The 24,629-nt window shown below is 68.2% G+C and carries 16 protein-coding genes; 9 read left to right on the plus strand and 7 right to left on the minus strand.

What is annotated here, in order from left to right; all coding sequences use genetic code 11:
- Window positions 1-115 precede the first annotated feature (115 nt).
- A complete protein-coding gene (locus tag TQ98_RS20410; RefSeq protein ID WP_103103024.1) occupies window positions 116-4,510 on the minus strand; it encodes a DEAD/DEAH box helicase in 4,395 nt (1,464 codons plus the stop codon).
- Window positions 4,511-4,864: 354 nt separating this feature from the next.
- Between TQ98_RS20410 and TQ98_RS20415 the strand changes: the two genes are divergently transcribed.
- From TQ98_RS20415 to ppnN, 3 genes are all read left to right on the plus strand, one after another.
- On the plus strand, window positions 4,865-5,911 hold the full coding sequence (locus TQ98_RS20415; RefSeq protein WP_044871433.1) for a class I SAM-dependent methyltransferase: 1,047 nt from the start codon (window positions 4,865-4,867) through the stop codon (window positions 5,909-5,911).
- A 48-nt stretch (window positions 5,912-5,959) separates the two neighbouring features.
- Window positions 5,960-6,964: a 2-dehydropantoate 2-reductase gene (locus TQ98_RS20420; protein ID WP_103103025.1), complete on the plus strand. Its 1,005-nt coding sequence runs from the start codon at window positions 5,960-5,962 to the stop codon at window positions 6,962-6,964.
- Window positions 6,965-7,200: 236 nt separating this feature from the next.
- Window positions 7,201-8,598, plus strand: a complete 1,398-nt coding sequence (ppnN, locus tag TQ98_RS20425) for a nucleotide 5'-monophosphate nucleosidase PpnN (protein ID WP_044871436.1) — start codon at window positions 7,201-7,203, stop codon at window positions 8,596-8,598.
- 192 nt (window positions 8,599-8,790) lie between these two features.
- Here ppnN and TQ98_RS20430 read toward each other — a convergent pair whose 3' ends face one another.
- Window positions 8,791-9,843, minus strand: a complete 1,053-nt coding sequence (locus TQ98_RS20430; protein ID WP_044871494.1) for an aldo/keto reductase — start codon at window positions 9,841-9,843, stop codon at window positions 8,791-8,793.
- A 186-nt stretch (window positions 9,844-10,029) separates the two neighbouring features.
- Between TQ98_RS20430 and TQ98_RS20435 the strand changes: the two genes are divergently transcribed.
- Complete coding sequence (locus tag TQ98_RS20435) at window positions 10,030-11,301, plus strand: MFS transporter (protein WP_044871437.1); 1,272 nt, start codon at window positions 10,030-10,032, stop codon at window positions 11,299-11,301.
- A gap of 18 nt (window positions 11,302-11,319) precedes the next feature.
- Here TQ98_RS20435 and TQ98_RS20440 read toward each other — a convergent pair whose 3' ends face one another.
- Window positions 11,320-12,129, minus strand: coding sequence for a MerR family transcriptional regulator (locus TQ98_RS20440; protein WP_044871438.1), 810 nt, complete (start codon window positions 12,127-12,129; stop codon window positions 11,320-11,322).
- A gap of 262 nt (window positions 12,130-12,391) precedes the next feature.
- Between TQ98_RS20440 and TQ98_RS20445 the strand changes: the two genes are divergently transcribed.
- From TQ98_RS20445 to TQ98_RS20455, 3 genes are read left to right on the plus strand one after another with little or no spacing between them, the layout of a single operon-like run.
- A complete protein-coding gene (locus TQ98_RS20445; RefSeq protein WP_044871439.1) occupies window positions 12,392-13,258 on the plus strand; it encodes a M24 family metallopeptidase in 867 nt (288 codons plus the stop codon).
- A complete protein-coding gene (locus TQ98_RS20450; protein WP_103103026.1) occupies window positions 13,255-15,018 on the plus strand; it encodes an SDR family oxidoreductase in 1,764 nt (587 codons plus the stop codon). The genes TQ98_RS20445 and TQ98_RS20450 overlap by 4 nt, the downstream gene beginning before the upstream one ends.
- 10 nt (window positions 15,019-15,028) lie before the next feature.
- Window positions 15,029-15,910, plus strand: a complete 882-nt coding sequence (locus tag TQ98_RS20455) for a metal-dependent hydrolase (protein ID WP_103103027.1) — start codon at window positions 15,029-15,031, stop codon at window positions 15,908-15,910.
- Between the two features lie 389 nt (window positions 15,911-16,299).
- Here the strand turns inward: TQ98_RS20455 and rmuC are convergent, their stop codons facing one another.
- Window positions 16,300-17,781: a DNA recombination protein RmuC gene (gene rmuC / locus TQ98_RS20460; protein WP_103103028.1), complete on the minus strand. Its 1,482-nt coding sequence runs from the start codon at window positions 17,779-17,781 to the stop codon at window positions 16,300-16,302.
- Window positions 17,782-17,833: 52 nt separating this feature from the next.
- A complete protein-coding gene (locus TQ98_RS20465) occupies window positions 17,834-18,154 on the minus strand; it encodes a hypothetical protein (protein WP_044871495.1) in 321 nt (106 codons plus the stop codon).
- 574 nt (window positions 18,155-18,728) lie between these two features.
- Here TQ98_RS20465 and TQ98_RS20470 point away from each other — a divergent pair.
- Both TQ98_RS20470 and TQ98_RS20475 read left to right on the plus strand, forming a co-directional pair.
- Window positions 18,729-19,211, plus strand: a complete 483-nt coding sequence (locus tag TQ98_RS20470; RefSeq protein ID WP_044871443.1) for a GreA/GreB family elongation factor — start codon at window positions 18,729-18,731, stop codon at window positions 19,209-19,211.
- A gap of 29 nt (window positions 19,212-19,240) precedes the next feature.
- On the plus strand, window positions 19,241-19,669 hold the full coding sequence (locus TQ98_RS20475) for a hypothetical protein (protein ID WP_044871444.1): 429 nt from the start codon (window positions 19,241-19,243) through the stop codon (window positions 19,667-19,669).
- Window positions 19,670-20,135: 466 nt separating this feature from the next.
- On the opposite strand, the gene TQ98_RS20485 is transcribed toward TQ98_RS20475, so the two are convergent.
- Window positions 20,136-23,213, minus strand: a complete 3,078-nt coding sequence (locus tag TQ98_RS20485) for an error-prone DNA polymerase (protein WP_044871446.1) — start codon at window positions 23,211-23,213, stop codon at window positions 20,136-20,138.
- Window positions 23,210-24,625: a DNA polymerase Y family protein gene (locus tag TQ98_RS20490; RefSeq protein ID WP_044871447.1), complete on the minus strand. Its 1,416-nt coding sequence runs from the start codon at window positions 24,623-24,625 to the stop codon at window positions 23,210-23,212. Before TQ98_RS20490 ends, TQ98_RS20485 begins: the two co-directional genes overlap by 4 nt.
- Window positions 24,626-24,629: the final 4 nt, after the last annotated feature.

Below are 24,629 nucleotides of genomic sequence, written 5' to 3' on the forward strand. Positions count from 1 at the left end.
CAAGTGGTTAATGGACATGTGCACAGGCCTGATTTCTTCCTGGTGGGGGCGAATGAATTCGCGAATTGGCCTGGCGCCGAGCAGGCCTGTACGCACCCTCACTGGGAGTTCCGCCCTACAGCGGCATCCGCGCCCTTCTCGACTGCTGACCCACCGGCGTCGCCGCTGGCTGGCGGATCAGCGCCGCACGCCATTCGCCCGCCGTGACGCCATCCACCTCCTGCAGCATCGCCACCTTGCCCGCCACCAGGGTCGCCACCGGCACACCATCGCGGTACAGCAGGCGATTGCCCGCCACCGCCGGCACCTTGCCGCCGTTCAGCAACGTACCCAGCAGGTTCAACGGGTCACAGGCCGAGAGGCTGACCAGGCTTCCCTCCAGCGGACGCTTGCGCACTTCCCGCAACAACCCCACGGCGTCCGGCAGGGCGAACTGTTCGCCGGAAACCCCGGCGACGAAGCGGCCGCCGCGGATCTCGCCGCGCGCTTCCAGGCGATGGTAGACCCGCAGCAAGTCGCGCCAGGGCGGTAGCCAGTCGGCCTCGCGCTCCAGCAGGCGCCAGCCCACCACGCCGTAGCGGCGCAGCAGCGTGCGCGCCACATGCTCCAGGGCTTGCGCCGGCACCTTGCCGCTCCCCTCCTCCGCCTTGCCGCGCAGCAGCGCCCAGCGGCCGGCGTCCTGCATGTTGGCCAGGGCCAGGCGTGCGCGGCGGTCGTGGCGGCTGCGCCGGGCCGCCGGCAACAGCAGGGAGCGCAGGCCGGCGAAGCTGTCGGCATTGGCCAGGCCCAGGGCGACCAGTTCGCCCAGGCAGTCCTCCAGTTCGCTGCGCAGCAGGTGAGCCTCTTCCATCAGTTCGTCGAAGAACAGCGCCCCCTGGCTGGCCAGCACCTGGCGAACCCGTTCGGCGCGGGAGGACGGTTCCGGCGCTGGTCCTTCGGGCAGGCAGGCGCGCCAGAGGCCCAGGCTTTTGCGCGGCAGCAACAGGATGGGCGTACCGCGCACCGGGCCAGCCGCCGCCTTGCCGCGTCCGCCCAGGCGGCACCAGACCACCCGGCCGGCGCGGCACAGGTCGTCCAGCCAGTTGATGCCGTAGTCGGCCACCCGGCTGGGGAGAATCTCGCTCTCCCAGGCACCAGCCGCCGCCTCGAATCCCTCAAGCTGCGCCAGCACCCCGGCCAGGGCCTCGGCGCCGCGTACCTGGGCGTTCGGTGCCACGCGTTGCCAGTCGAACAGGAAGCGCATGAAGTCCGCCCGCTCCACCGGTTCGATCTCGCGGCGCAGGCGCTTGACGGTGTAGCGGTGGATGCGCGCCAGCAGGTGGCGCTCGCACCATTGCTCCTCGACCGCGCCGGGGGTGAAGCGGCCGCGCAGCACCTGCCCCTCCCGCTCCAGGCTGGCGAGGGCGAAAGCCAGGGCGGACGAGGGCTGGCGCAGGTCAGCGGCCAGTTTCTCCAGGGTCAACGGCCCGAAGCCGCCAAGGCGTGCCCGCACCACTTCCACCAGGGCGGGTTCGGCGTCCCAGGCCCCGGTAAAACCTTCGGGCGCGGCAATACCCGGCTTGAGGCTGGCCTCCGGGTAGAGGACGCGAAACTGCTCCAGGCGCTCGGCCGGCAGCCACAACAGCGCTTTCCCGCCCAGTTGCAGGCAGGTGGCACGGCGGGCCTTGGCCAGTTGTGCCAGCCACCCGGCCCAGCCGTCGTTGGCCTTCACTTCCGACGCAGTGATGCAGGCCAGTGCCAGCAGCGCTTCATGCATCTCGTCGGCATCCCGCACCAGTGGCCAGGCTTCTTCGGCCACGGCGGCAATGGCCTCCGGGTCCAGGGCGCCGAGGTCGTCGGCGGATTCCGGGTCGGTCCAGCGACGATTCTGCACAGCCTGGGTGCGGCGTTCTTCCAGCGGCGCATCGTCGAGGAAGGCATAGGGCCGCGCACCGAGGATTTCCGCCGCCAGGGCCGAAGGCGCCGGCAGGTCGCGGGCGATGAGGGCCACTTCGCCGCGCTCCATGCGCCGCAGCAGGGCCAGCCAGCCTTCGGTATCCATGGCCTCGTGCAGGCAGTCGTCCAGGGTCTGGGCCACCAGTGGGTGATCGGGGATTTCGCGCTCGCCCACCAGGTTCTCCTGGCAGGCCACCTGGTCGGGGAAGACGCTGGCCAGCAGGTCCTCGCTGCGCATGCGCTGGATCTGCGGCGCCACTTTGCGCCCACCGGAGAAGCGCGGCAGGGCCAGGGCGGCGGACGCGTTCCAGCGCCAGCGCACGCCGAACAGCGGGGCGTCGAGAACGGCCTGGATCAGCACCTGCTCGGCGCTGTTGGAATGCAGGTAACGCCAGACTTCCTCCAGCGGAAAACTGTGGCTGGTGGAAAGGGACAGGATCAGCGCGTCCTCGGTGGCCGCCGCCTGCAGCTCGAAGTTGAAACTGCGGCAGAAGCGCTTGCGCAAGGCCAGGCCCCACGCGCGATTGATGCGGCTGCCGAAGGGTGAATGGATGATCAGCTGCATGCCGCCGGTCTCGTCGAAGAAGCGCTCCATCACCAGCCGCTCGCGGGTTGGCAAGCCGCCCAGCGCCGCCCTGGCCCGCGCCAGGTATTCGACGATCTGCCGCGCCGCCACTTCACCGAGGCCAATGCGCTCGCGCAATCCTTCGATTGCGCGCTCAATCTGCTCCCCTCTCCCTCCGGGAGAGGGGCTGGGGGTGAGGGAAGCTCCCGCAGACTCGGACTCGCCAAGCCAGGTCTCCACCTCGCCCCTCAACCGCGCCACCCCGACCGACAACTCATCCGTCCGCCCCGGCGCCTCACCCAGCCAGAACGGAATATTCGGCGGCTGGCCCTGGGCGTCCTCCACCCGCACGCGCCCCGGTTCCACCCGGAGGATGCGATAGGACTGGTTGCCCAGCTGGAACACGTCGCCGGCCAGGCTCTCCACGGCGAAGTCCTCGTGGACGTTGCCCACCGGCACGCCCTGGGGCTCCAGCAGCACGGCGTAGTCGGCAGTCTCGGGAATGGCGCCGCCCGAGGTGATGGCGGTGAGGCGCGCCGAGCGCCGCCCCCGCAGGCGGCGATTCACCGCGTCGCGGTGCAGGTAGGCGCCGCGCACGCCCTGGCGGCCGCTGTACCCCTCCGCGAGCATTTTCACCAGGGCGTCGAAGCGTTCCCGTGGCAGGTCCGTATAGGGCATGGCGCGGACCATCAGCCGGTAAAGCGCGTCCTCGCCCCATTCCTGACAAGCCACTTCGGCCACCATCTGCTGGGCCAGCACATCCAGCGGCGCATGGGGGATCACCAACGCATCCAGTTCATCGCGGCGCACGCAATCCAGCAACGCCGCGCACTCGATCAAGTCGTCTCGCGATTGCGGGAACAACCGCCCCTTGGGCGTGCCGCCGACGCTGTGCCCCGAACGCCCGACCCGTTGCAGGAATGCCGCGATGCTGCGCGGCGAGCCCAGTTGGCAGACCAGTTCCACATCGCCGATGTCGATGCCCAGCTCCAGCGAGGCGGTGGCCACCAGCACCTTCAGTTCGCCTCGCTTGAGCCGCTGTTCGGCGTCCAGGCGCAGGTCCCGCGCCATGCTGCCGTGGTGGGCGGCCACCGCGGCATTGCCGAGGCGTTCGGACAGATGTCGGCTGGCGCGCTCGGCCAGGCGCCGGGTGTTGACGAAGACCAGGGTGGTGCGATGCGCCACCACCAGTTCGGCGAGGCGGTCGTAGACCTTTTCCCAGGCATCAACGCTCAGCACCGCCTCCAGGGGCACCGGCGGCACCTCGATGGCGAGGTCTCGCTCGCGGCTGTAGCCCACATCCACCAGAGTGCAGGCATCACGCCCCTGACCCATGAGGAACTGCGCCACCCGTTCGATGGGCTTCTGGGTCGCGGACAGGCCGATGCGCTGCAACGGCCGCCCGCACAGGGCCTCCAGCCGTTCGGCGCTGAGCATCAGGTGGCTGCCGCGCTTGCTGCCGGCGATGGCGTGGATTTCGTCGATGATCAGGCTGCGACAGCCCGCCAGGATGGCGCGGCCGGAATCGGAGCCGAGCAGGATGTAGAGGGATTCCGGCGTGGTGACGAGGATATGCGGCGGGCGCTTGCGCATGGCCTCGCGCTCGGCCTGGGGCGTGTCGCCGGTCCGCACGGCGGTGCGGATATCCACATCGGCCAGCCCCTGGCGCGCCAGCTCGGCGCGGATGCCGGCCAGGGGTTCCTCCAGGTTGATGCGGATGTCGTTGGACAGCGCTTTGAGCGGCGACACATAGACCACCGTGCAGCGGTCCGGCAGGCCGCCCTGCTCCAGGCCCTCATGCACCAGTTCGTCGATGGCGGAGAGGAAAGCGGTCAGGGTCTTGCCCGAGCCGGTGGGCGCCGCGACCAGAGTGGAGCGCCCGGCGCGGATCGCCGGCCAGGCCTGGGCCTGGGCCGCCGTGGGCGCGGCAAAACTGGAGCGGAACCAGGCGGCGACGGCGGGATGGAAGCCTTCCAACGCAACCTGGGGGGATTGGGTGGTCGAGGTCATGGCACCCACTATGGTTGCCACCGGGCGATGGCTCAAGGCGCACGGACCGATGGTCGCCGGCGTGCCCGACGAGAACCACCCAGGCCATTCGACGGCGCCATTCATCGGACGGCCGCCCGCGCGGAGCCTGCATAGACGCCATTCGCCCTCCACGCCGCTGGCGGACGCCTGCGGGACGGGCGCCCGGCCACTAAACTGAAATTGTCTGGCGATTGCTGGACATGGAAGGAGCCACCGTAGCTATACGACTCGGCTGCCGAGGCTCCTTCCTCTCTCCCCTTCCGATTCCATGCCGTTGCATTCAGCTGTCGCCCCAGCCAGCCGAAGCAGTGCCTTGCCAGAGGAGGACAGTCGATGGACGAGGCCAGACTCAACGAATTCATGGGCAAGCTGGTGACCGACATGGGCGGCGCCGCGATGCTCGCCAACATCATCCTGGGTGAAGAACTCGGTCTCTATCGCGCCATGGCCGACAGCCAGCCGGTCAGCCCCGAAGACCTGGCCGCCAGGACCGGCTGCAACGCGCGGCTGGTGCGGGAATGGCTGAGCGCCCACGCGGCGTCCGGCTACATGGAGCACCAGGACGGATGCTTCCGCCTGCCGGAAGAACAGGCCCTGGCCCTGGCCGTCGAGGACTCGCCGGTGTACGTGGCGGGCGGTGCCGTGGTCATCGCCGCGCTGTTCCACGACAAGGACAAGCTGGTGGCAGCCATGCGTGGCGACGGCGGCCTGCCCTGGGGCGACCATCACCCCTGCATGTTCAGCGGCACCGAGCGGTTCTTCCGCCCCGGCTACCGCGCCCACCTGGTGGACGAATGGCTCCCCTCCCTGGATGGTGTGGTGGATAAGCTCAACGCCGGCGCCAAGGTGGCCGACATCGGCTGCGGCCATGGCGCGTCCACGGTGATCATGGCCAAGGCGTTCCCGGCCTCGCGCTTCGTCGGTTTCGACTACCACGGCCCGTCCATCGAAACCGCCAACCAGCGCGCCCGTGAAGGCGGCGTCGCGGATCGTGCGACCTTCGCCCAGGCCAGCGCCAAGGACTACCCCGGCGGCGATTACGACCTGATCTGCTACTTCGACTGCCTGCATGACATGGGCGACCCGGTCGGCGCCGCCAGACATGCTTTCCAGACCCTCAAGCCGGACGGCACCGTGCTGCTGGTGGAGCCTTACGCCAACGATCATCTCGACGACAACCAGACCCCGGTGGGCCGCCTGTTCTATGCCGCCTCCACCTTCATCTGCACGCCCAACTCCCTGTCCCAGGAAGTGGGCCTAGGGCTCGGCGCCCAGGCGGGCGAGGCGCGCCTGCGCAAGGTCTTCCAGGAGGCCGGGTTCAGCCACTTCCGTCGGGCGGCGGAAACGCCCTTCAACCTGATCCTGGAAGCACGCAAGTAAGTGCGGTAAAGCCGATGTAGCGTTGCAGTTCTGCGCAGGAGGTTTTCCATGGCGACCGTCGCGGTATTCGGAGCCGGCACCATCGGCTGCTACGTGGGTGGGCGCCTTGCCACCGGAGGTGTGGAGGTTGTCTTCGTCGGCCGTGAGCACATGGCGGCAACCCTGTCCCGACAGGGGCTGACCCTCAGCGACCTGTTCGGCTGGAAGACCAAGCTGACACCGTCGATGCTCGACTTCACCAGCGACCCTGCGGCGGTGGCCGGCGCCGACCTGGTGCTGGTCACCGTGAAGTCCGGGGACACGGCCAGCGCCGCCGATGCCATGGCGTCGCACCTGCGCCCATCCACCCCGCTGCTGACCTTCCAGAACGGCCTGCACAACGCTGAAGTGCTGAGCGACCGGCTCCCCGGTCACCCGGTGCTGTCCGGGTCCATTCCCTTCAACGTGGCGCAGGTCGCCCCCGGCCATTTCCACCAGGGTTCGGAGGGCACCCCGCAGGTCCAGCGCTCGCCTCTGCTCGACCCGGTGCGCGAGGCGTTCGAACGGGGTGGCCTGCGCCTCGTCGAGCACCAGGACTTCCCGGCCGTGCAATGGGCCAAGCTGCTGTTCAACCTCAACAACGCCGTCAATGCCCTGTCCGGACTGCCGCTGCGCGATGAGCTGATGCAACGCCCCTATCGCCAGGTGCTCGCGGCGGCGCAACGGGAAGGCCTGGCCCTGCTGAGCGAGAAACATCAGCACCTGGCCCGGCTGACGCCCTTGCCGGCGCAGTGGATCCCCATGCTGCTGGAAACCCCTGACGCCGTCTTCCGCCTCGCTGCCAAACGGATGCTGGACCTCGACCCGCTGGCCCGGTCGTCGATGCAGGACGACCTGGCGGCCGGGCGCAAGACGGAAATCGACTTCCTGCAGGGGGAAATCCTCGACCTGGCCCAGCGCCTGAACCGCCAGGCACCGGTCAATGCCCGTCTCCTGCAACTGGTACACACCGCTGAGGAGGGTGGCCGGCGCAACTGGTCGGGCGACGCCCTGCTGGCCCAGGTGCGCGGCTGATTCGGCTGCCCCGGGCGAGCGCAGGATGCAACCGCACCGAGAAAGTCCTTGTCATACAGACGCTAATCTCGCTATTACGCTGATCCATAAGCGCAAAATCGTTCCCGCAACCTATCCGTAACCTCGTAATGCCCAGATAAGAAGAACCGCCTCAACCTGCGCCATGGAAATCGGCGCCCAGCATTCCGCCAAGTGTGGCCTCCCGCCCACGCGGCATCGCTTCAAGGAAATCTCGAATGCACAGAAGACAAGTCATCAATGCCCAGGTCAGCCCCAAGGGCGCCCTCGACACCCTCTCCCAATTCGAAGTGCAGCAGCTCAGCGAAGCCGGTTCCGGCCGCATGTACCAGCTGTTCCGCCAGTGCGCCCTGGCCATCCTCAATACCGGCGCCCATAGCGACAACGCCAAGACCATCCTCGACGCCTACAAGGACTTCGAAGTCCGCATCCACCAGCAGGACCGTGGCGTACGCCTGGAACTGATCAACGCTCCGGCCGACGCCTTCGTCGACGGCGAGATGATCGCCGGCACCCGCGAGATGCTGTTCAGCGCCCTGCGCGACATCGTCCACACCGAGAACGAACTGAAGAGCCGCCGCTTCGACCTGGACAGCTCCGAAGGCATCACCGACTACGTTTTCCAACTCCTGCGCAACGCCCGCACCCTGCGCGCCGGCGTCGAGCCGAAGATCGTCGTGTGCTGGGGCGGCCACTCGATCAGCACCGACGAATACAAGTACACCAAGAAGGTCGGCCACGAGCTGGGCCTGCGCAGCCTGGACGTCTGCACCGGCTGCGGGCCGGGCGTGATGAAGGGCCCGATGAAGGGCGCCACCATCGGTCACGCCAAGCAGCGCACCCACGGCGGTCGCTACCTGGGCCTGACCGAGCCGGGCATCATCGCCGCCGAGGCCCCCAACCCCATCGTCAACGAACTGGTGATCCTCCCGGACATCGAGAAGCGCCTGGAAGCCTTCGTGCGGGTGGGCCACGGCATCATCATCTTCCCGGGCGGCGCCGGTACGGCGGAGGAATTCCTCTACCTGCTGGGCATCCTGATGCACCCGGACAACCACGACCTGCCCTTCCCCCTGGTGCTCACCGGGCCGAAGAGCGCGGCGGCCTACCTGGAACAATTGCACGCCTTCGTCGGCGACACCCTCGGTGTGGCTGCGCAGAGCCGCTACAAGATCATCATCGATGACCCGGCGGCAGTGGCCATCGAGATGGCCCAGGGCCTGAAGGCGGTGAAGCAGTTCCGCCGCGAACGCGCGGACGCCTTCCACTTCAACTGGCTGCTGAAGATCGACGAAAGCTTCCAGCACCCGTTCGAGCCCTCCCACGAGAACATGGCCAGCCTCGAACTACGCCGCGACCTGCCGCCCCACGAACTGGCCGCCAACCTGCGCCGCGCCTTCTCCGGGATCGTCGCCGGCAACGTGAAGGACAAGGGCATTCGCCTGATCGAGCAGCACGGTCCCTATGAGATCCACGGCGACGCGGCGGTGATGCAGCCGCTGGATGACCTGCTGAAAGCCTTCGTCCGCCAGCACCGGATGAAACTGCCCGGCGGCGCGGCCTATGTGCCCTGCTACCGGGTGGTGCAGAGCGGTGCGCACGAGCTGGCGAGCTGACGGTTTGGAGCAACGACGCGAGTCCCCCCTCTCCCTCTGGGAGAGGGGGCCCTGCTCGAACTCCCAAGGGCAGCCCTTCGGCCTGCTTGGCGAATGAATTCGCCCCTACAAAGAACCCCGCCCTCCGCGCCCTACCGAATTGGCTTCATCCTGCTAGCGCGGACATTCCCACGTTCAGACATTCTCCTGCATCTAGCTGACCGGGACCACCGGCGGGCGGACATCGTGGCCGCCACTCAATGCCGGCAGCATCTCGGCGGCCTGCTGGTGGGGAACCCCGAGCTCCACTTCGCTGGCGGCACTCAGGCGCTGGTACTGCTCGTCGCTCAGCTCCACCGTCAGGGCGCCCAAGGTGGCGTCGAACTGTTCCCGGGTGCGCGAGCCGAGGATCGGGATCAGCGCGGTGCTGGACCGGCGCGCCTTGTGCAACAGCCACGCGATGGCGACCTGGGTCGGGGTGCTGCCCTGCTCCGCGGCCACGGCGAACAGCGTATTGAGGACGGTTGTCTCACGGGCAGTCTTCTCGCCGTGGACCAGCATGCCCAGCTTGGTGGCGCGGGAGTCGTCGGAGCCGTTGCGGTATTTGCCGGTGAGGAAGCCGCCGCCCAGGGGGGACCACTGGGTGACGGCCAAACCCAGGGCTTCGGCCATCGGCAGCAGCTCACGGTCGGCGGTGCGCTCGGCCAGGCTGTATTCCAGCTGGATGCCCACCAGCGGCGCCCAGCCGCGCAGCTCCGCCAGCAGGTCGGCACGGGCGATGCGCCAGGCGGGGAAGTTGGACAGGCCCGCGTAGTGGATCTTGCCGGCGCTGACCAGGTCGTCGAAGCCGCGCAGGATTTCGTCCATGGGCGTCACGCCGTCGGTGATGTGCGCCCAGAGCAGGTCGATATGCCCGGTTTTCAGGCGCTTCAGGCTTTCCTCCACGGCGCGGACCATGTTCTTCCTGTTATTGCCCGTGCGGGCCATGCCGTCCGCCGGGGTTGTGCCCAGGGTGTACTTGGTGGCGATGACGTAGTCGTCCCGCTGGGCGGCGATGAAGTCCCCGAGCAGCGTTTCCGCCTGCCCGGCCTGGTAGCCGTTGGCGGTGTCGAAGAAGTTGCCGCCGGCCTCCACGTAGCCGTCGAAGATTTTCTTCGCCTCATCCCGCTCCGCACCGTGCCCCCAGCCAGTGCCGAAGTTGCCGGTGCCCAGGGCCAGTTCGGAAACGCGAAGGCCGGTACGACGGCCGAAAGTCGAGTAGCGCATGGTGATCTCCCGCCGGGGGTTTTCCTGGATGACATCCATCCCGGGTGGAACGTCCGGCCTGGTCCCTGACCTTAGACGATCAGGCAGACAGGCGGCGGCTATTGGTCGAAAAGCCCCCGGCAATGCGGTCGCGGGTTGGCGTGGGTGGGCTAGTCTCTCCGGGACGCCCGACAGGGGAAAAGCGCCATGCGATCCAGCCTTGCCACCGGTGTGACACGCCGGGAAATCTGGGCCTGGGCGATGTTCGACTTCGCCAACTCCGGCTACACCACGGTGATCATCACCGCCGTCTTCAACGCCTACTTCGTGGCCGTGGTGGCCGAGGGCAAACCCTGGGGCACCCTGGCCTGGACCAGCACCCTCGCCCTCTCCTACGCCCTGGTGATCCTCACCGCGCCCATTATCGGCGCCTACGCCGACGCTACGGCCCGCAAGAAACGGCTGCTGCTATTCAGCACCCTGGGCTGCGTGATCTTCACCGCCGCCCTGGCCCTGGCCGGCACGGGTGGCTTGGCACTGGCGGTGCTCTTCGTGGTGCTGTCGAACTTCTGCTTCGGCACCGGAGAAAACCTGATCGCCGCCTTCCTCCCCGAACTCGCCCACGACGAGGCCCTCGGCCGGGTGTCCGGCTGGGGCTGGGGGCTGGGCTACATCGGCGGGCTGGTCAGCCTGGGCGCCTGCCTGGGCTACGTGAGCTGGGCCCAGGGCCAGGGGCAGACGGCGGCGCAATTCGTGCCGGTGTGCGTGCTGATCACGGCCCTGCTCTTCGCCATCGCCAGCACCCCGACCTTTCTTTACCTGAAGGAACGCAGCCAGCCGCAACCCGTCGGCTCCGGCGGTGCCTGGGCGCGCGTCGCACGGACGATGCGGGAGGCCGGCCGCTATCGCGACCTGCTGCGCTTCCTGGCCTGCACCGTCTGCTACCAGGCCGGGATTGCCGCGGTGATCAGCCTGGCCGCCATCTACGCCGACCAAGTCATGGGCTTCACCACTCAGGACACGCTGATGCTGATCTTCATCGTCAACATCACCGCCTCCATTGGCGCGGTGATGTTCGGCTGGCTGCAGGACCGGATCGGCCATCGCCCCACCCTGGCGCTGACGCTGCTGGGCTGGCTGGCCATGGTGGGCCTGATCTGGCTGGCCAGCGGCCCGGCGCTGTTCTGGGCCGCCGCCAATATCGCCGGCCTGTGCATGGGCGCCAGCCAGTCGGCCGGGCGCGCCATCGTCGGCCTGCTGGCGCCCCCCACGCGGCTGGCGGAGTTCTTCGGGCTCTGGGGCCAGGCGGTGAAACTCTCGGCCATCCTCGGCCCCATGACCTACGGCCTGGCCAACTGGCTGTCCGGCGGCGATCACCGGATGGCGATGCTCATCACCGGCAGCTACTTCGTCATCGGGCTGCTGCTTCTCGCCAGCGTGCGCCTGGAACGCGGACGCCGGGCGGCGCTGACGGGGTGAGCCCCGTGCCACCGACGCTCAGCGCTTGAGGAAGCCCTTCAGCAATTCACCGACGCGCTCGCCCAGCTCCTGGTTGGCGGACAGTTGCAGGCCGCGCGCCAGTTCGCTGTCCACCACCTGTTCCACCAGCGGGCGCAGGGCGAGCAACTGGCGATTCAGCGCGTCCAGTTCGTCGACATGGGGCAGACTGCCGGAGAGCAGCGGGTTGACCAGATGCTGGACGATCATCCGCACGATGCCGGCGGACACCGGCTCCACCTGGCGGCGAATGGCGGCGAATTGCTCCAGCAGCACATCCAGCGGAATGCCCGAACGGTAGAGCTGCGCACCGGCGCTGAAGATGCGTGGGTTGAGCACCCGCAGGTGATCGCCGGCGAATTCGATCAGGCCCAGTTCGCGGGCCCGGTCCATGTTGTCGTCGGTGAGGTCGGCGCCGAACAGCGCCTGCACTTCGTCGAAGCCGAGGCGGGTCGGCTCCACCTGGTTCCAGGCGCCGACGATGGCTTCCTCCAGCCCCAGCACATGGGCCAGGTCCCGGCCCTGGTCCCAGGCATCCAGCAGTTCGCGGATGCTGGCGATGCTGTAGCCCCGCTCCAGCAACTGGCCGATCAGCCGCAGCCGCGCCAGGTGCTCGCCGTTGTAGATCCCCACCCGTCCGCGCCGCTCCGGCGGCGGCAGCAGGCCGCGATCCTGGTAGGCACGCAGGTTGCGCACCGTGGTCCCGGCTTCGCGGGCCAGTTCATCCACGGTGAATTCGGCGTCCGGCGGAACCGGGATGTCGGCGGCCTGGTTGAGCAGTTTGCTGAGGAAGGAGGGGACATTTTTCATGGGCCGGATCATATCGCCGCCCCTCTCACCCCAACAACAGCGCCCTGAACGGCCCAACCATTGGCTGGACTTGCCCCGGCCGGTTGCCACCGATTGCGCCGAAACCCGATCGCAGCCGCTCTACGCCGGGCATTTTCCGCTTTCGGTAACGCGGTAACAGCGCCTGATCCCGACGCGGCCGAGTGCTGGCCAGGGCCGGATTTCCTGTTCAAGAATGACTGTGACATTGACTGATGTAACAGTCCTGCAACCGGAGATTCCCATGCCTGCTCCCGCCCTCGGCGCCCAAGACCTGTCCGAATTTCGCACTGTGCAGCAACTGGCTTATCGCTGCGCGGAAACCATCGCCGGTGAACTGAAGCCCGGTATCACCGAAAAGGAAGCCGCCAGCCTGATGAAGAGCTGGCTGCAGGATCACGGCGTCCGGGACTGGTTTCATCAGCCTTTCGCCTGGTTCGGCCCGCGTACCGCCTTCAAGGGTTTCGACGGCCTGCGCCACCTGGGCGGCTTCAACCTGGCGTTCTATCCGGGCCGGCAGCGGCTGGAAGAAGGCATGCCCTTCATCCTCGACTGCGCGCCCACCCTGGGCGCCTACACGGCGGACATCGGCTACTCCGGCGCCCTGGGCGACAACCGGGTGGTGGAGCGGCTGATGGACGACCTGATGGAGCATCGCCAGCTGATCCTCGACCTGGTGCGCCAGCGCATGCCGCTGGCCCGGGTCAGCCAGGCCGTGGACAGCCTCTGCGCCCGCCAGGGGACCCTGCCCCGGCACAAGGCCTATCCGTTCGAGGTGCTGGCCCACCGGGTGGAAAAACTCGGCGAGCGCAAGCAGGGCCTGTCCATCGCCCGCTTCGGCGTGCGCAATATCTACACCCTGACGCGCAACGCGCTGATCACCGGCCGCCGCGAGGGCTGGTCGCCGCTCTGGTCGAGCAACAGTCGCTCCGAGCACCCGCCGACGCCCGGCCTCTGGGCGGTGGAGCCGCACCTGGGATTCCGGGGCGTCGGCGCCAAGTTCGAAGAATTGCTGGTGGTGACCGCCGACGGCGCCTTCTGGCTGGATGACGACCTGCCCCACGTCCGCCGCTGGCAGGCCCGCCAGCAGGCCAAGCGGGTGGCGGCATGAACGCGCCCCTGCTGCTGGAACCCCAGCGCTTCGCCGTCAAGGGCGACGGCGTGGAGCTGGCCGCCTACCGCTGGGGCAATGCCGCCGGCCCTACCCTGCTGCTGGTGCATGGCTACCCGGACAACCACGAGGTCTGGCTGCCGCTAGTGCGCGAGCTGGCCGCGGACTACCAGATCATCGCGTACGACGTGCGCGGCGCCGGTGCCTCGGATATCCCGCGCAAGACCCGCGACTATCGGCTGGAGAAACTGGCCAACGATCTGGAAGCGGTCATCCAGGCCGTAAGCCCCGAGCGTCCGGTGCACCTGGTGGCCCACGACTGGGGCTCGATCCAGTCCTGGGAGGCGGTGACCGAGCCGCGCATCCAGCCGCTGCTGGCGTCCTACACCACGGTTTCCGGCCCCTGCCTCGACCACGTCGGTCACTGGATGCGCGCGCGCCTCGCGGAGAAACGCCCGCGCGCCCTGGCCCGGGTAGTCGGCCAACTGGTCAGCTCCTGGTACGTCGCCTTCTTCCATACCCCGCTGCTGCCGGAATTGCTTTGGCGCGCCGGCCTCGCCCGCGCCTGGCCCACCCTGCTGCGGCGCCTGGAAGGCGTGCGCGTCGCACGGCCAAACCTCACCCAGGCCTCCGATGGCCAGCACGGCGTGAAGCTCTATCGCGCCAACTTCATCAGCAGCCTGTTCCGCCCGCGCCAGCGGCCTACCCAGGTGCCGGTGCAGTTGATCGTCGCCACTCGCGACCGCTTCGTGCGACCGCAGTTGTTCCAGGACCTGCATCAGTGGGTTCCGCGCCTGTGGCGCCGCGAGGTGGCCGCCGGGCACTGGCAACTGCTGGCCGAGCCCGGCCGCCTGGCGGGCTGGATCAGGGCGTTCGTCGACCACCTGGAAGGCGCCGAAGCCACCCGTGCCCTGAGCCTGGCACAGGTGCGCCCCGGCTCCGGCGAGTTCGCCGGCAAGCTGGTGGTGGTGACCGGCGCTGGCGGCGGCATCGGCCGCGCCACCCTGCTGGAGTTCGCCGAGCGCGGCGCCAGCGTGCTGGCCGCGGATATCGACCTGGCCGCCGCCGAACGCAGCGCGGAACTGGCCCGCGCCCTGGGCGCCGAGGCCTGGGCGCGGCAGCTGGATGTCAGCGACAGCGCGCAGATGGAAGCCTTCGCCAAGGGGGTGCAGGCGGAATTCGGTTGCCCGGATGTCCTGGTCAACAACGCCGGCATCGGCATGGCCGGCGCCATGCTCGACACCCGCCCGGAAGACTGGGAGCGCCTGCTGCGGGTCAACCTGTGGAGCGTGATCGACGGCTGCCGCCTGTTCGCCCGGCAGATGGTGGAGGCCGGCAAGGGCGGGCATATCGTCAACGTCGCCTCGGCGGCGGCCTTCGTGCCCTCGCGCAACTACGCCGCCTACGCCACCAGCAAGGCCGCCGTGCTGATGCTGAGCGAATGCCTGCGCGCGGAACTGGCGGGCAAGGGCATTGGCGTCACCGCCATCTGCCCGGGGCTGGTCAACACCGGAATCATCCAGGCCACCCGCTTCAACGGGCTGGACGCCGAAGCCGAGGCCCAGCGCAAGGCCAAGGTGCAGCGCCTCTACCGGCGCCGCAACCTCAGCGCCGAAACCGTGGCCACCCGCATCGCCCAGGCGGTGGAACGCAACAAGGCGGTGCAGGCCGTGGGCAGCGAAGCCCATCTCAGCGTCGCCCAGTGGCGCTTCGCCCCCTGGCTGTCGCGCCTGCTCGCACGCCTGAACCTTTCCGCCTGAGGACCGCCCCATGAGCCACGAGCATCACCGCCTGGAACAACGCAAGGTGCGCTTCGACTTCGCCGACACCCCGCTGCACTGGGTGCCCGGCGAGCCGGAGGCCTCGCACATCATGAACACCCTGCACCTGATCCTGCCGGCGGGGGAATTCTGGTTCTGCCGGGTCTACAACAAGGCGCTGCCGCTGATCACCGACGAGCGCCTGCGGGAGGACGTGCGCGGTTTCGTGCGCCAGGAGGCGCAACACGCCCGCGCCCACGACAGCGCCCTGGTGCCCTACCTGGAACGCCACGGCATCGATCCCACTCCTTTCACCCAGGGCATCTACTGGCTGTTCGAGAAGGTGCTGTGCGATTACCCCTTGGGCGAGAACGCCGTTTCCCGCTGGCTGCAGCCCTGGTGGCTGCGGCAACGGGTCGGGCTGATCGCTGCGGTGGAGCACTTCACCTGCGTGCTGGGCAACTGGATCATCACCACCCGCAGCCTGGACGACGCCGACCCGGTGATGCTCGACCTGCTGCGCTGGCACGGCGCCGAGGAAGTGGAGCACCGCTGCGTTGCCCATGACCTGCACGTGCACTTGAAAGGCAGCCTGCTGATGCGCTGGTTCTACATGCTGGTGGCCAGCGGGGCGCTGATCTTCCTGTTCAGCCGCTCCATGCGCACGCTGATGCGCCAGGACCCGGCCACTCGCTACCACTGGGGTTTCCTGCGCCTCTGGCGTGCCTTGGGCAAGCGCGATCTGCTGCCGCCCATGGGCAGTATCGGGGTGGCGGTCCTGCGGTATTTCCGGCCGAGTTTCCATCCGCGTACCGAGGGGGATCTGCAGGTGGCGCTGGACTATCTGGCGCGCTCGCCTGCCGCGCGGAGGGCGGCGGGGGTTGGGGTTTAGGTTGGAATGGATGCGAAGGGCGGGGGGAAGGGTTGCCCTTGGGAGTCCGAGCAGGGCACTACTACCCTCACCCCCGGCCCCCGCTCTGCGCCCCGGCCTGATCGCTTCGCGCTCAGTCGTTCATCGGCGCCGGAAGCGGTGCTTCCGAAAGCGTGCCTCTTCACCCCAGAGGGCGAGGGGTGACTCGCGCCGGCAGCTCTGTGCCATCCGGCTGGCACTGTCCCTTGTAGGGGCGAATTTATTCGCCAAGCAGAACGCCGTTCTGCCGTAGGTTGGCGTCGAGGAACGAGACCCAACGATGAACACGATCGTTGGGTGTCGCTTCGCTCTACCACAACCTACGCCGATGCCGTGCAGGCCACACAGGCCCGCCGGGGGGGGGGGGGAGTTCAACCCTCGAACTGCTCATCCAGCAGCGGCAATCCCGCTGCCCTTTCCAGCAGGTCATTGGGCAGGCTCTTGCTGGCGCGGGCGCCGAGGAGTTTGAGGTTTTCCACGCGGCCGATCAGGTTGCCGCGACCGTCCACCAGTTTGTTGCGGGCGTTGGCGTAGGCTTTGTCCAATTGCTGCAGGCGGCTGCCCATCTCGTCCAGGTCCTGGACGAAGGCGACGAACTTGTCGTACAGCGCCCCGGCGCGTTCGGCGACCTCGCGGGCGTTCTGGCTCTGTCGCTCCTGGCGCCAGAGGCTGTCGATCACCCGCAGGGTGGCCAGCAGCGTGGTGGGGCTGACGATCACGATGTGCTGCTCGAAGGCTTCCTGGAACAGGCCCGGATCGGCCTGCAGGGCGGCGGCGAAGGCGGCTTCGATGGGGACGAACAGCAACACGAAGTCCAGGCTGTGCAGGCCTTCCAGGCGCTGGTAGTCCTTCACGGACAGGCCCTTCAGGTGGCTGCGCAGGGACAGCACGTGCTGCTTCAGGGCCTGGCTGCGGGCCGCCTCGTCATCGGCCGCGATCAGCGCCTGGTAGGCGGTGAGGCTCACCTTGGCGTCGACCACCACCTGCTTGTCCCCCGGCAACTGGATCAGCACGTCGGGCTGGAAGCGTTCGCCTTCGGCGCTCTTCAGGCTGACCTGGGTCTGGTATTCGCGGCCCTTCTCCAGACCGGCATGTTCCAGCACCCGCTCCAGCACCAGCTCGCCCCAGTTGCCCTGGGTCTTCTGGCCTTTCAGGGCGCGGGTGAGGTTGGTGGCTTCATCCCCCAGGCGCTGGTTGAGCTGTTGCAGCCGCTCCAGTTCCTTGCCCAGGGAGAAACGTTCGCGGGCTTCCTGTTGATAGCTCTCTTCCACCCGTTTCTCGAAGGCCTGGATGCGTTCCTTCAGGGGGTCGAGCAACTGGCCCAGGCGCTGCTGGCTGGTCTCGGCGAAACGCTGCTCGCGCTCGTCGAAGATCTTCCCGGCCAGTTCGGCGAATTGCGCGCGCAGGTCGTCGCGGGCCGCCTGCAGGTCGCCGAGGCGCTGTTCATGGGCTTCGCGCTGCTCCCGCAACTCGGCCTCCAGGCCGGCGCGGTCGGCGTCCAGGCGGCGCAGTTCGCCGTCCTTGCGCTCACGCTCCTGGTTCCAGGCCAGCAGGGCTTCGCGGGCGCTCTGGCGTTCGACGCCAAGCAACTCCGCCTCGCGGCGCAGGGCGGCCAGTTCGGCCTGCTGGGCCGCGTTGAGCTGGCTGAGCTCGCGGTTTTCCTCGCGGCTGTCGTCCAGCTGCACGGTCAGGCCGTCCTGGGCCAGTTGGGCGTTGGCCAGGCGTTCTTCGAGGAGGGTGTGTTCGGTCTGGAGGGCGGCGAGTCGGCGCTGTTGCTGCCAGATCAGGCCGCATAGCGGCACGGCGGCGGCGAGCAGGCCAATCAGCAGGTTGGGGAGATCAAGGGTGGGCATGAGCGGCTCCGCGCTGAGATGGCGGGAGTATAACCAGCCGCGCCTGGTGCGATCAGGGTTGCAGCGGGAGGCGGTCGAGCAGGCGATCCAGCTCCAGCTGCGCGCGGCGGTCACCGGCGCGGGCGGCCTGGCGCAGCATGTCCAGGCCGATGCGGCGGTCGCGGTTGTTGCCGCAATCCCGGCAGAGCATCTGGCCCAGGCGGCTCTGGGCTTCCACCACGCCGTCCCGCGCCGGCTGCTTGAGCAGGTTGCCGGCAATCCGCTTCACGCTCGGAGCCTGGCCCAGGCGCGGGCTATCCAGCAGCCAGACGGCGACTCGGGTGGGCAGGGTCTGCGGGGCGGAGGACGATGCGGCGGGGACGCGGAACTTCATGAAACAGGGGCAGGTGGCCGGAAAGGCGCGCAACTCTACTCCTTTTTCCCGGCAGGTAAAGTCTTGCAATTGTCGCAGGTCGCGATCTAGAGCAAGTGCTCGGGACAATCCACAGAAGCTGTGGATAACTCTGTGTAGAACGTGCTCGAAAAGTCACCAAGTGCTTGTGGATCGTGGCCTCCGCTCAAACTGACGATTTTTTCACCAATCAAAAAATTCCTTATTTTTCATGTAGTTACGAATTCACCATCAAGAATCAAGCGCTTACAGGGCTTTCCAGCGGACTTTTGTGTGGCCGCCTCGCTACTGTGCACAACTTGAATCTGTCAATACCCTCCTTGCTCCGTTACAGGGCATTTCCCCTGGGAAAGCGGCTGGAATCGGTGTTGTACGGGCGTTCAAGGCGACGATCGGCGGAACAAAAAAGCATTTTTGAGGTCTCTGCGAAGCTGGTACGAAGGTCCTTGTGCGCCAACTCTGTGCACAAGTTCGTCGCCATCTTGTACATCGCCATCTCCCTTCCCGGCAGGAAGGCCCCTAGAATGGCTCGCCTAGCCCATCCGACCCCGCCTCCATGGACAAAGCCAGAATCCACCGCCTCATCCTCGAACGGCTCGCCGCCGACCTGCAGCTGCTGCAGCGCGCCGCGCAATCCGCCTACGAGGCGGCGACCCACGAGGAAAACATCGCCGAGAACAAGTACGACACCCTCGGCCTGGAGGCCTCCTACCTTGCCACCGGCCAGGCCCGCCGCGCCGCCGAGATCAAGCAGGCGCTGGGCCTGTTCGAGAACCTCAGCCTGCGCCCCTTCGACCCCGCCCGGGGCATCCAGCTCAGCGCCCTGGTGGTGCTGGCCGCCGAAGATGGCAGCGAGCAGCGGTTGTTCCTCGGGCCTGAAGCCGCCGGCCTGAAAGTGGTGGACCAGGGCGAGGAAATCACCGTGATCAGCCCCCGCTCTCCCCTGGGCCAGGCCCTGCTGGGCAAGGCCCAGGGCGCCGAGGTGACCCTGGTGATCGGCAATGGCCGTCAGACCTTCGAGGTGCTGGAGGTACACTGAAACTGATGCCCCATCGCTCTGGAGGCCCCATGACTCGCCAACGCCGCGTCCTGCGCATCAGTTTCAGTCCCCTGGCCCTGACCCTCAGCGTTGCCCTGGGCGTCTGGCTCGGGTTCATCGCCATCGGCATTACCGGCTACGTCGGCTACCGGCTCTACACGGCCAGCACCGGCGCACCGGTGGCCGAGATCTCCATCCCACCACAGGCTTCGCCACAACCGGCCCCAACGCCCTCCCCGGCTCCGGCTCCGGCGCCTGCCCAGCCCGGTTATGACGAGGAGCGCCTCCGGCAGTACGAAGAGCGCTACGACGCCGCCCAGCGAGCGGAGAACGACCGCGTGGAACGGCAGGAGCAGCAGCGCCGCCTGAACGACGCCAAGTGCCAGTTCTGGACGGAGCAGTACCGCAACGCCCCGACCGAGAAGGCCAAGCGCAACATGGACCAGGAGTGCGGGTAACGGACGTCCCGTCTGATTTCATTGCGCCAGCCGACCAAAGGCAGCCGGCTTCGACCGACCGTCACATGGCTACGGCTAGACTCAGGTCGTGCGCCCTTCACTTTGGCGCCTGAGGCGGTTCGCAATGGGTCCCGAAATCTTCATAGCCTTGATGATCATGGGCTGGCTGCTCGCAGCGGTTGCGTTGCTCTGGGCCATGCTCAGGATCTCCCACCACCATCACCACCATCGGCCTTCGCCCCCTCACTCCTCCCGCTCGTTCCGGCGGCACAAGGTGAAGGACTCCCCGGCCACACCGCACTGACGGCACGTCCGCAAGCACGTGGTAGCACCTTGCGGGCAACGTGCGGCCATTTGTCTTGATATTTCAGTCAATCCAATGAATTTTGGGATGGCTGATGGCGGGCTGAAGCCACCCTACGAAACTGATGGGTATCGCTGCAAATGGGCGGCCATCGTCGTCGATCTAGCGGAAATCCCGGCTGCGTATATCGAGCTCGGCGAGCAGTGGCGTCAGGTCCTGCATGCGCCGGGCGATGAGGTGGCGCACGCCGTCCACCGCTTCCAGGCGGCCGTCCACCTGCATCATCCGTGAGCCCACCAGCACACGGCGCTGGCGTTCGGCCAGGTCGTGCCAGACCACCACATTGACCATGCCGTACTCGTCTTCCAGGGTGACGAAGATCACCCCGCTGGCGGTCTGCGGGCGCTGGCGGCCCACCACCAGGCCCGCGACGCTGACCTGCCGACCATGCTCCACATCCAGCAGCTCCCGCGAGCTGCGACAGCGCCGCTTGCGCAACTCGCCGCGCAACAGGGCAATGGGGTGCGGACCCAGCGTGGTGCCGACGGTGGCGTAGTCGGCGTGCAGGTCCTCACCCACGGTGGGCAGCGGCAGGGCCACCTGCACTTCTTCCTGTTCAGGCAGGCCGGCGAAGAGCGGCGCCTGTACGTCCACCCCCGCCACCGCCCAGCGCGCCCGATGGCGATGCCCGGCCAGGCCGCGCAGGGCACTGGAATCGGCCAGCAGTTCGCGGGCGCGGGCATCCAGGTGGGCACGCTGGCAAAGGTCGCCGACACCGCTGAAGGCCCCGAACCGTCGGGCGGTCTCGATGCGCTTCGCGTCTTCCTCGCGGAATCCGCGCACCATCCGCAGCCCCAGGCGGATGGCCAGTTCGCCCGTCTCCCCCACCGGCTCCAGGGAGCAGTCCCAATCGGAATACCGCACATCCACAGGACGCACGTCGAGGCCATGCCGGCGGGCGTCCTGCAGCACCTGGTCGGGGCTGTAGAAACCCATGGGCCAGCTGTTGATCAGGGCGCAGGCATAGGCGGCCGGCTCATGGCATTTCAGCCAGCAACTGGCGTAGGTGAGCAGGGCGAAGCTGGCGGCATGGGACTCGGGGAAGCCATAGCTGCCGAAGCCTTTGATCTGCTCGAAGATCCGCTCGATGAAGTCCAGCTCATAGCCCTTGGCGAGCATCCGCGAAGTCAGGCGTTGACGGTGGTGCTCCAGGCCGCCGTGACGTTTCCAGGCGGCCATGTTGCGACGCAGTTCGTCGGCCTCGCCCGGGGTGTAATCGGCGGCAACGATGGCCAGTTGCATCACCTGTTCCTGGAACAGCGGCACGCCCAGGGTGCGCTCGAACACCTTCTTCAACGCTTCGGAGGGGTAGGTCACCTCCTCCAGCCTCTTTCGCCGGCGCAGGTAGGGATGGACCATGTCGCCCTGGATGGGGCCGGGCCGGACGATGGCCACCTGGATCACCAGGTCGTAGAACGTTTCAGGCCGCAGGCGCGGCAGCATGGCCATCTGTGCCCGGGACTCGATCTGGAACACGCCGATGGTGTCGGCGCGCCCGATCATTTCGTAGGTGGCCGGGTCATCCTGGGGCAGGCTGGCCAAGGTCCAGCGGGTGCCGCGATAGTGCTCGATCAGGCCGAAACAGCGACGCAATGCGCTGAGCATGCCGAGGGCCAGCACATCCACCTTGAGCAGCCCCACCAGGTCGAGGTCGTCCTTGTCCCACTGGATGACCGTGCGATCGGCCATGGTGGCGTTTTCCACCGGCACCAGGCTGTCCAGCGGCGCTTCGGAAATGACGAAGCCGCCGGGGTGCTGGGACAGATGGCGGGGAAAGCCGATCAATTCGCCGGTCAGCGCCAGCACCCGGCGCAACACCGGGCTGTCGGGGTCGAAGCCGGCTTCGCGCAGGCGGTCCGCTGGCGGGACATGGTCGCTCCAGCTGCCGCAGCAATCGGCCAGGGCGTTGACCTGGTCCGGCGGCAAGCCGAGGGCCTTGGCCACATCACGCACCGCGCCGGCGCCGTGGTAGGTGTTGACCACCGCGGTAAGCGCCGCCCTGCCCCGCCCATAGCGACGGAACACGTATTGGATGACCTCCTCGCGACGCTCGTGCTCGAAGTCGACGTCGATGTCCGGCGGCTCGTTGCGCTCGCGGGAAAGGAAGCGCTCGAAGAGCATCTGTATATGCGAGGGGTCGATGGCGGTGATCCCCAGGACGTAACAGACCAGGGAGTTGGCCGCCGAGCCGCGGCCCTGGCAGAGGATGTCCTGGCTGCGGGCGAAGTTGACGATGTCGTGCACCGTGAGGAAGTAGCTTTCGTAGCCCAGTTCGGCGATCAGCCGCAGTTCCTTCTCCAGCATGTCCCGGGTTTGCGGATCGACGCCCCGGGGCCAGCGCCGGGCCATCCCTTCCTCGGCCAACTGGCGCAACCAGCTGCTGGGGCTGTGGCCGTCCGGCACCAGTTCGTGGGGGTACTGGTAGCGCAGTTGGTCCAGGTCGAAACGGCAGCGGCGGGCGATGCGCACCGACTCGGCCAGCAGTTCCGCCGGGTAGAGGCCGGCGAGCACGTCGCGCTGGCGCAGGTGGCGCTCGCCACTGGGGAACAGGCGGTAGCCGGCCTCGGCCACCGTGCAGTGGTGGCGCACGGCGGTCATGCAGTCCTGCAGGGCGCGACGGCCACGGGCGTGCATATGCACATCGCCCGCCGCCACGGCCGGGATGCCGAGGCGTTCGGCCAGGGCCAGCAGGCGCCTCAGGCGTCCGGCGTCATCCGGCCCCTGATGCAGCTCCACCGCCAGCCACAGGCGTTCGGGGAAGCACTGGCGCAGCCAGGAACCGTCGCAGCCGTCGTCATCCAGGTCGGGCACCCAGAGGGCCAGCAGGCCATCCACAGGGCCGGCCAGGTCCTCGCGCAGCAGGCGGTATTCGCCCTTCTTCGCGCGCCGCCGGGCCTGGGTGATGAGACCGCAGAGGCGCTGGTAGCCGGCCAGGTTTTCCACCAGCAGCACCAGCTTGGGCCCGCCGTCGACACGCACCTCGCTGCCGATCACCAGGGGCAGCCCGCAGTCTTTCGAGGCCTGCCAGGCGCGGACGATGCCGGCCAGGGTGCATTCGTCGGTGATCGCCAGGGCTTCGTAACCGTGGCTCGCGGCGCGTTGGAACAACTCGGTGGCGCTGGAGGCCCCGCGCTGGAAGCTGAAGTTGGACAGGCAATGCAGCTCGGCATAGGCGCTCATGCGAACCAGCCCTGCAACAGCAGCGGCCCCTCCCCCTTCAGCGCGCGGAAGGCCCAGCCACGCTGGCCGCTGCGGGTTTCCACGAGGTAATAGTCGCGGCGCACGTCGCCGCCGTCCCACCAGCCGGATTCGATGCGCTCGGGCCCGGCCAGGATCTGCACGGAGCCTTCCCGCAGGGGCACCGGCTCACGCAGCAGCCAACCGGGACGCGGAGCGCCAGGCGGCAGGGGCGCCCGGGGAAGATCGCCCCCCAGTTGCCAGGCACATTCGGGGCGGTGATCGGCGCGGGCGACAAGGTTGTGCACCGCGTCGTCCCCCAGGCGTGCCCGCAGGCGTTCGCGCAACTGTTCCCAGGGCAGGGATTGCTGCGGGCGCTCGTCGAACAGTTCGCGGCGCTCCGGCACGAAAGCCGGCAAGTCCCGCGCCTGCAGACGGAAGGCGCGCACCGGCGCCGGCACCTGCAATTGCTCCAGCCGGCCACGGGCCAGCTCGAAGAGCATGGCCGCCTCGCGCTCGGCGCTGAGCAGGCCCACCGGCACCAGGGTGTCGGCAAGCTCACGGTGCTCCAGGTGCAGGGTGAAGCGCTGCACGCCGCTGTCGCGACCGGCGAGGAAGGCGGCCAGGTCGGCGGTGAGGCGGCGCAGGGGAAAGAGCAGCGCCTGGTGGGATTCCACCTCGAAATTCAGCTCGAGGCGCACATCGAACTCATCCGGCGGCCGGTAACACTCCAGGGCCAGGGGTCGCTCACCCAGCAGGCAGTCGAGGTGTTGCAGTACCTCGGCCGGAAAGCGCCGGGCCACGGTTTCCCGTGGCAGCGCCAGCACCTGCTCCAGGTTGCGCAGGCCCATGCGGGCGAAGGCGGTGGCGGCCTCGCGGGCCAGGCCGGCGCGATCCACCGGCATCCGCCCCAGGGCGTCACGCAGTTCCTCCCGGCTCGCCACCGCCAGGCCGTCGTAGGCATTGGCCAGCACCCGCGCCGCCGCCGGGTTGGGTGCGGCGACGATGCGGTGGCGGAAGCCCAGGGCCGCCAGTTCCCGGCGCAGACGCGCCTCGAAGCGCGGCCAGGGGCCGAACAGGCTGAAGCTGGATTCCACTTCCATGAGCAGGGTTCGCGGGTAGCGCAGGCTGACCTGGGAGCTGAAGCGATAGGCCCAGGCGGCGAGCAATTGCTGCCAGTGCTCGACCTGCGCCGGGTCGTACTCCACCAGAGCAAAGTCGCGGCTCAGGGCGTGGGCGGCGGTCAGCGACTGGCCGGGACGCAGCCCCAGGGCCCTGGCCGCCGGATTGAGGGCGCGCAGCACACGGCGCTGGGGCGTGCCGGTCACCAGTGCCAGGGGCGCGTCGGGATCGGGGTGACCCCGCAGCACGCCATCCAGCGCCAGTTGCGGCAGCAATATGCAGGCCCAACGCATGGCG

Source organism: Pseudomonas sp. LFM046 (assembly GCF_000949385.2).
In the GTDB taxonomy this organism is placed as follows: Bacteria; Pseudomonadota; Gammaproteobacteria; order Pseudomonadales; family Pseudomonadaceae; genus Metapseudomonas.

What these genes read in the sequence shown, in the direction of transcription:
- TQ98_RS20420 (WP_103103025.1), top strand. Translation starts at nt 5,960, where the DNA reads ATGGCGACCGTCGCGGTATTCGGAGCCGGCACCATCGGCTGCTACGTG.
- TQ98_RS20430 (WP_044871494.1), bottom strand. Translation starts at nt 9,843, where the DNA reads ATGCGCTACTCGACTTTCGGCCGTCGTACCGGCCTTCGCGTTTCCGAA.
- TQ98_RS20455 (WP_103103027.1), top strand. Translation starts at nt 15,029, where the DNA reads ATGAGCCACGAGCATCACCGCCTGGAACAACGCAAGGTGCGCTTCGAC.
- TQ98_RS20465 (WP_044871495.1), bottom strand. Translation starts at nt 18,154, where the DNA reads ATGAAGTTCCGCGTCCCCGCCGCATCGTCCTCCGCCCCGCAGACCCTG.
- TQ98_RS20440 (WP_044871438.1), bottom strand. Translation starts at nt 12,129, where the DNA reads ATGAAAAATGTCCCCTCCTTCCTCAGCAAACTGCTCAACCAGGCCGCC.
- TQ98_RS20435 (WP_044871437.1), top strand. Translation starts at nt 10,030, where the DNA reads ATGCGATCCAGCCTTGCCACCGGTGTGACACGCCGGGAAATCTGGGCC.
- TQ98_RS20470 (WP_044871443.1), top strand. Translation starts at nt 18,729, where the DNA reads ATGGACAAAGCCAGAATCCACCGCCTCATCCTCGAACGGCTCGCCGCC.
- TQ98_RS20445 (WP_044871439.1), top strand. Translation starts at nt 12,392, where the DNA reads ATGCCTGCTCCCGCCCTCGGCGCCCAAGACCTGTCCGAATTTCGCACT.
- TQ98_RS20450 (WP_103103026.1), top strand. Translation starts at nt 13,255, where the DNA reads ATGAACGCGCCCCTGCTGCTGGAACCCCAGCGCTTCGCCGTCAAGGGC.
- TQ98_RS20485 (WP_044871446.1), bottom strand. Translation starts at nt 23,213, where the DNA reads ATGAGCGCCTATGCCGAGCTGCATTGCCTGTCCAACTTCAGCTTCCAG.
- TQ98_RS20475 (WP_044871444.1), top strand. Translation starts at nt 19,241, where the DNA reads ATGACTCGCCAACGCCGCGTCCTGCGCATCAGTTTCAGTCCCCTGGCC.
- TQ98_RS20415 (WP_044871433.1), top strand. Translation starts at nt 4,865, where the DNA reads ATGGACGAGGCCAGACTCAACGAATTCATGGGCAAGCTGGTGACCGAC.
- rmuC (WP_103103028.1), bottom strand. Translation starts at nt 17,781, where the DNA reads ATGCCCACCCTTGATCTCCCCAACCTGCTGATTGGCCTGCTCGCCGCC.
- TQ98_RS20410 (WP_103103024.1), bottom strand. Translation starts at nt 4,510, where the DNA reads ATGACCTCGACCACCCAATCCCCCCAGGTTGCGTTGGAAGGCTTCCAT.
- ppnN (WP_044871436.1), top strand. Translation starts at nt 7,201, where the DNA reads ATGCACAGAAGACAAGTCATCAATGCCCAGGTCAGCCCCAAGGGCGCC.
- TQ98_RS20490 (WP_044871447.1), bottom strand. Translation starts at nt 24,625, where the DNA reads ATGCGTTGGGCCTGCATATTGCTGCCGCAACTGGCGCTGGATGGCGTG.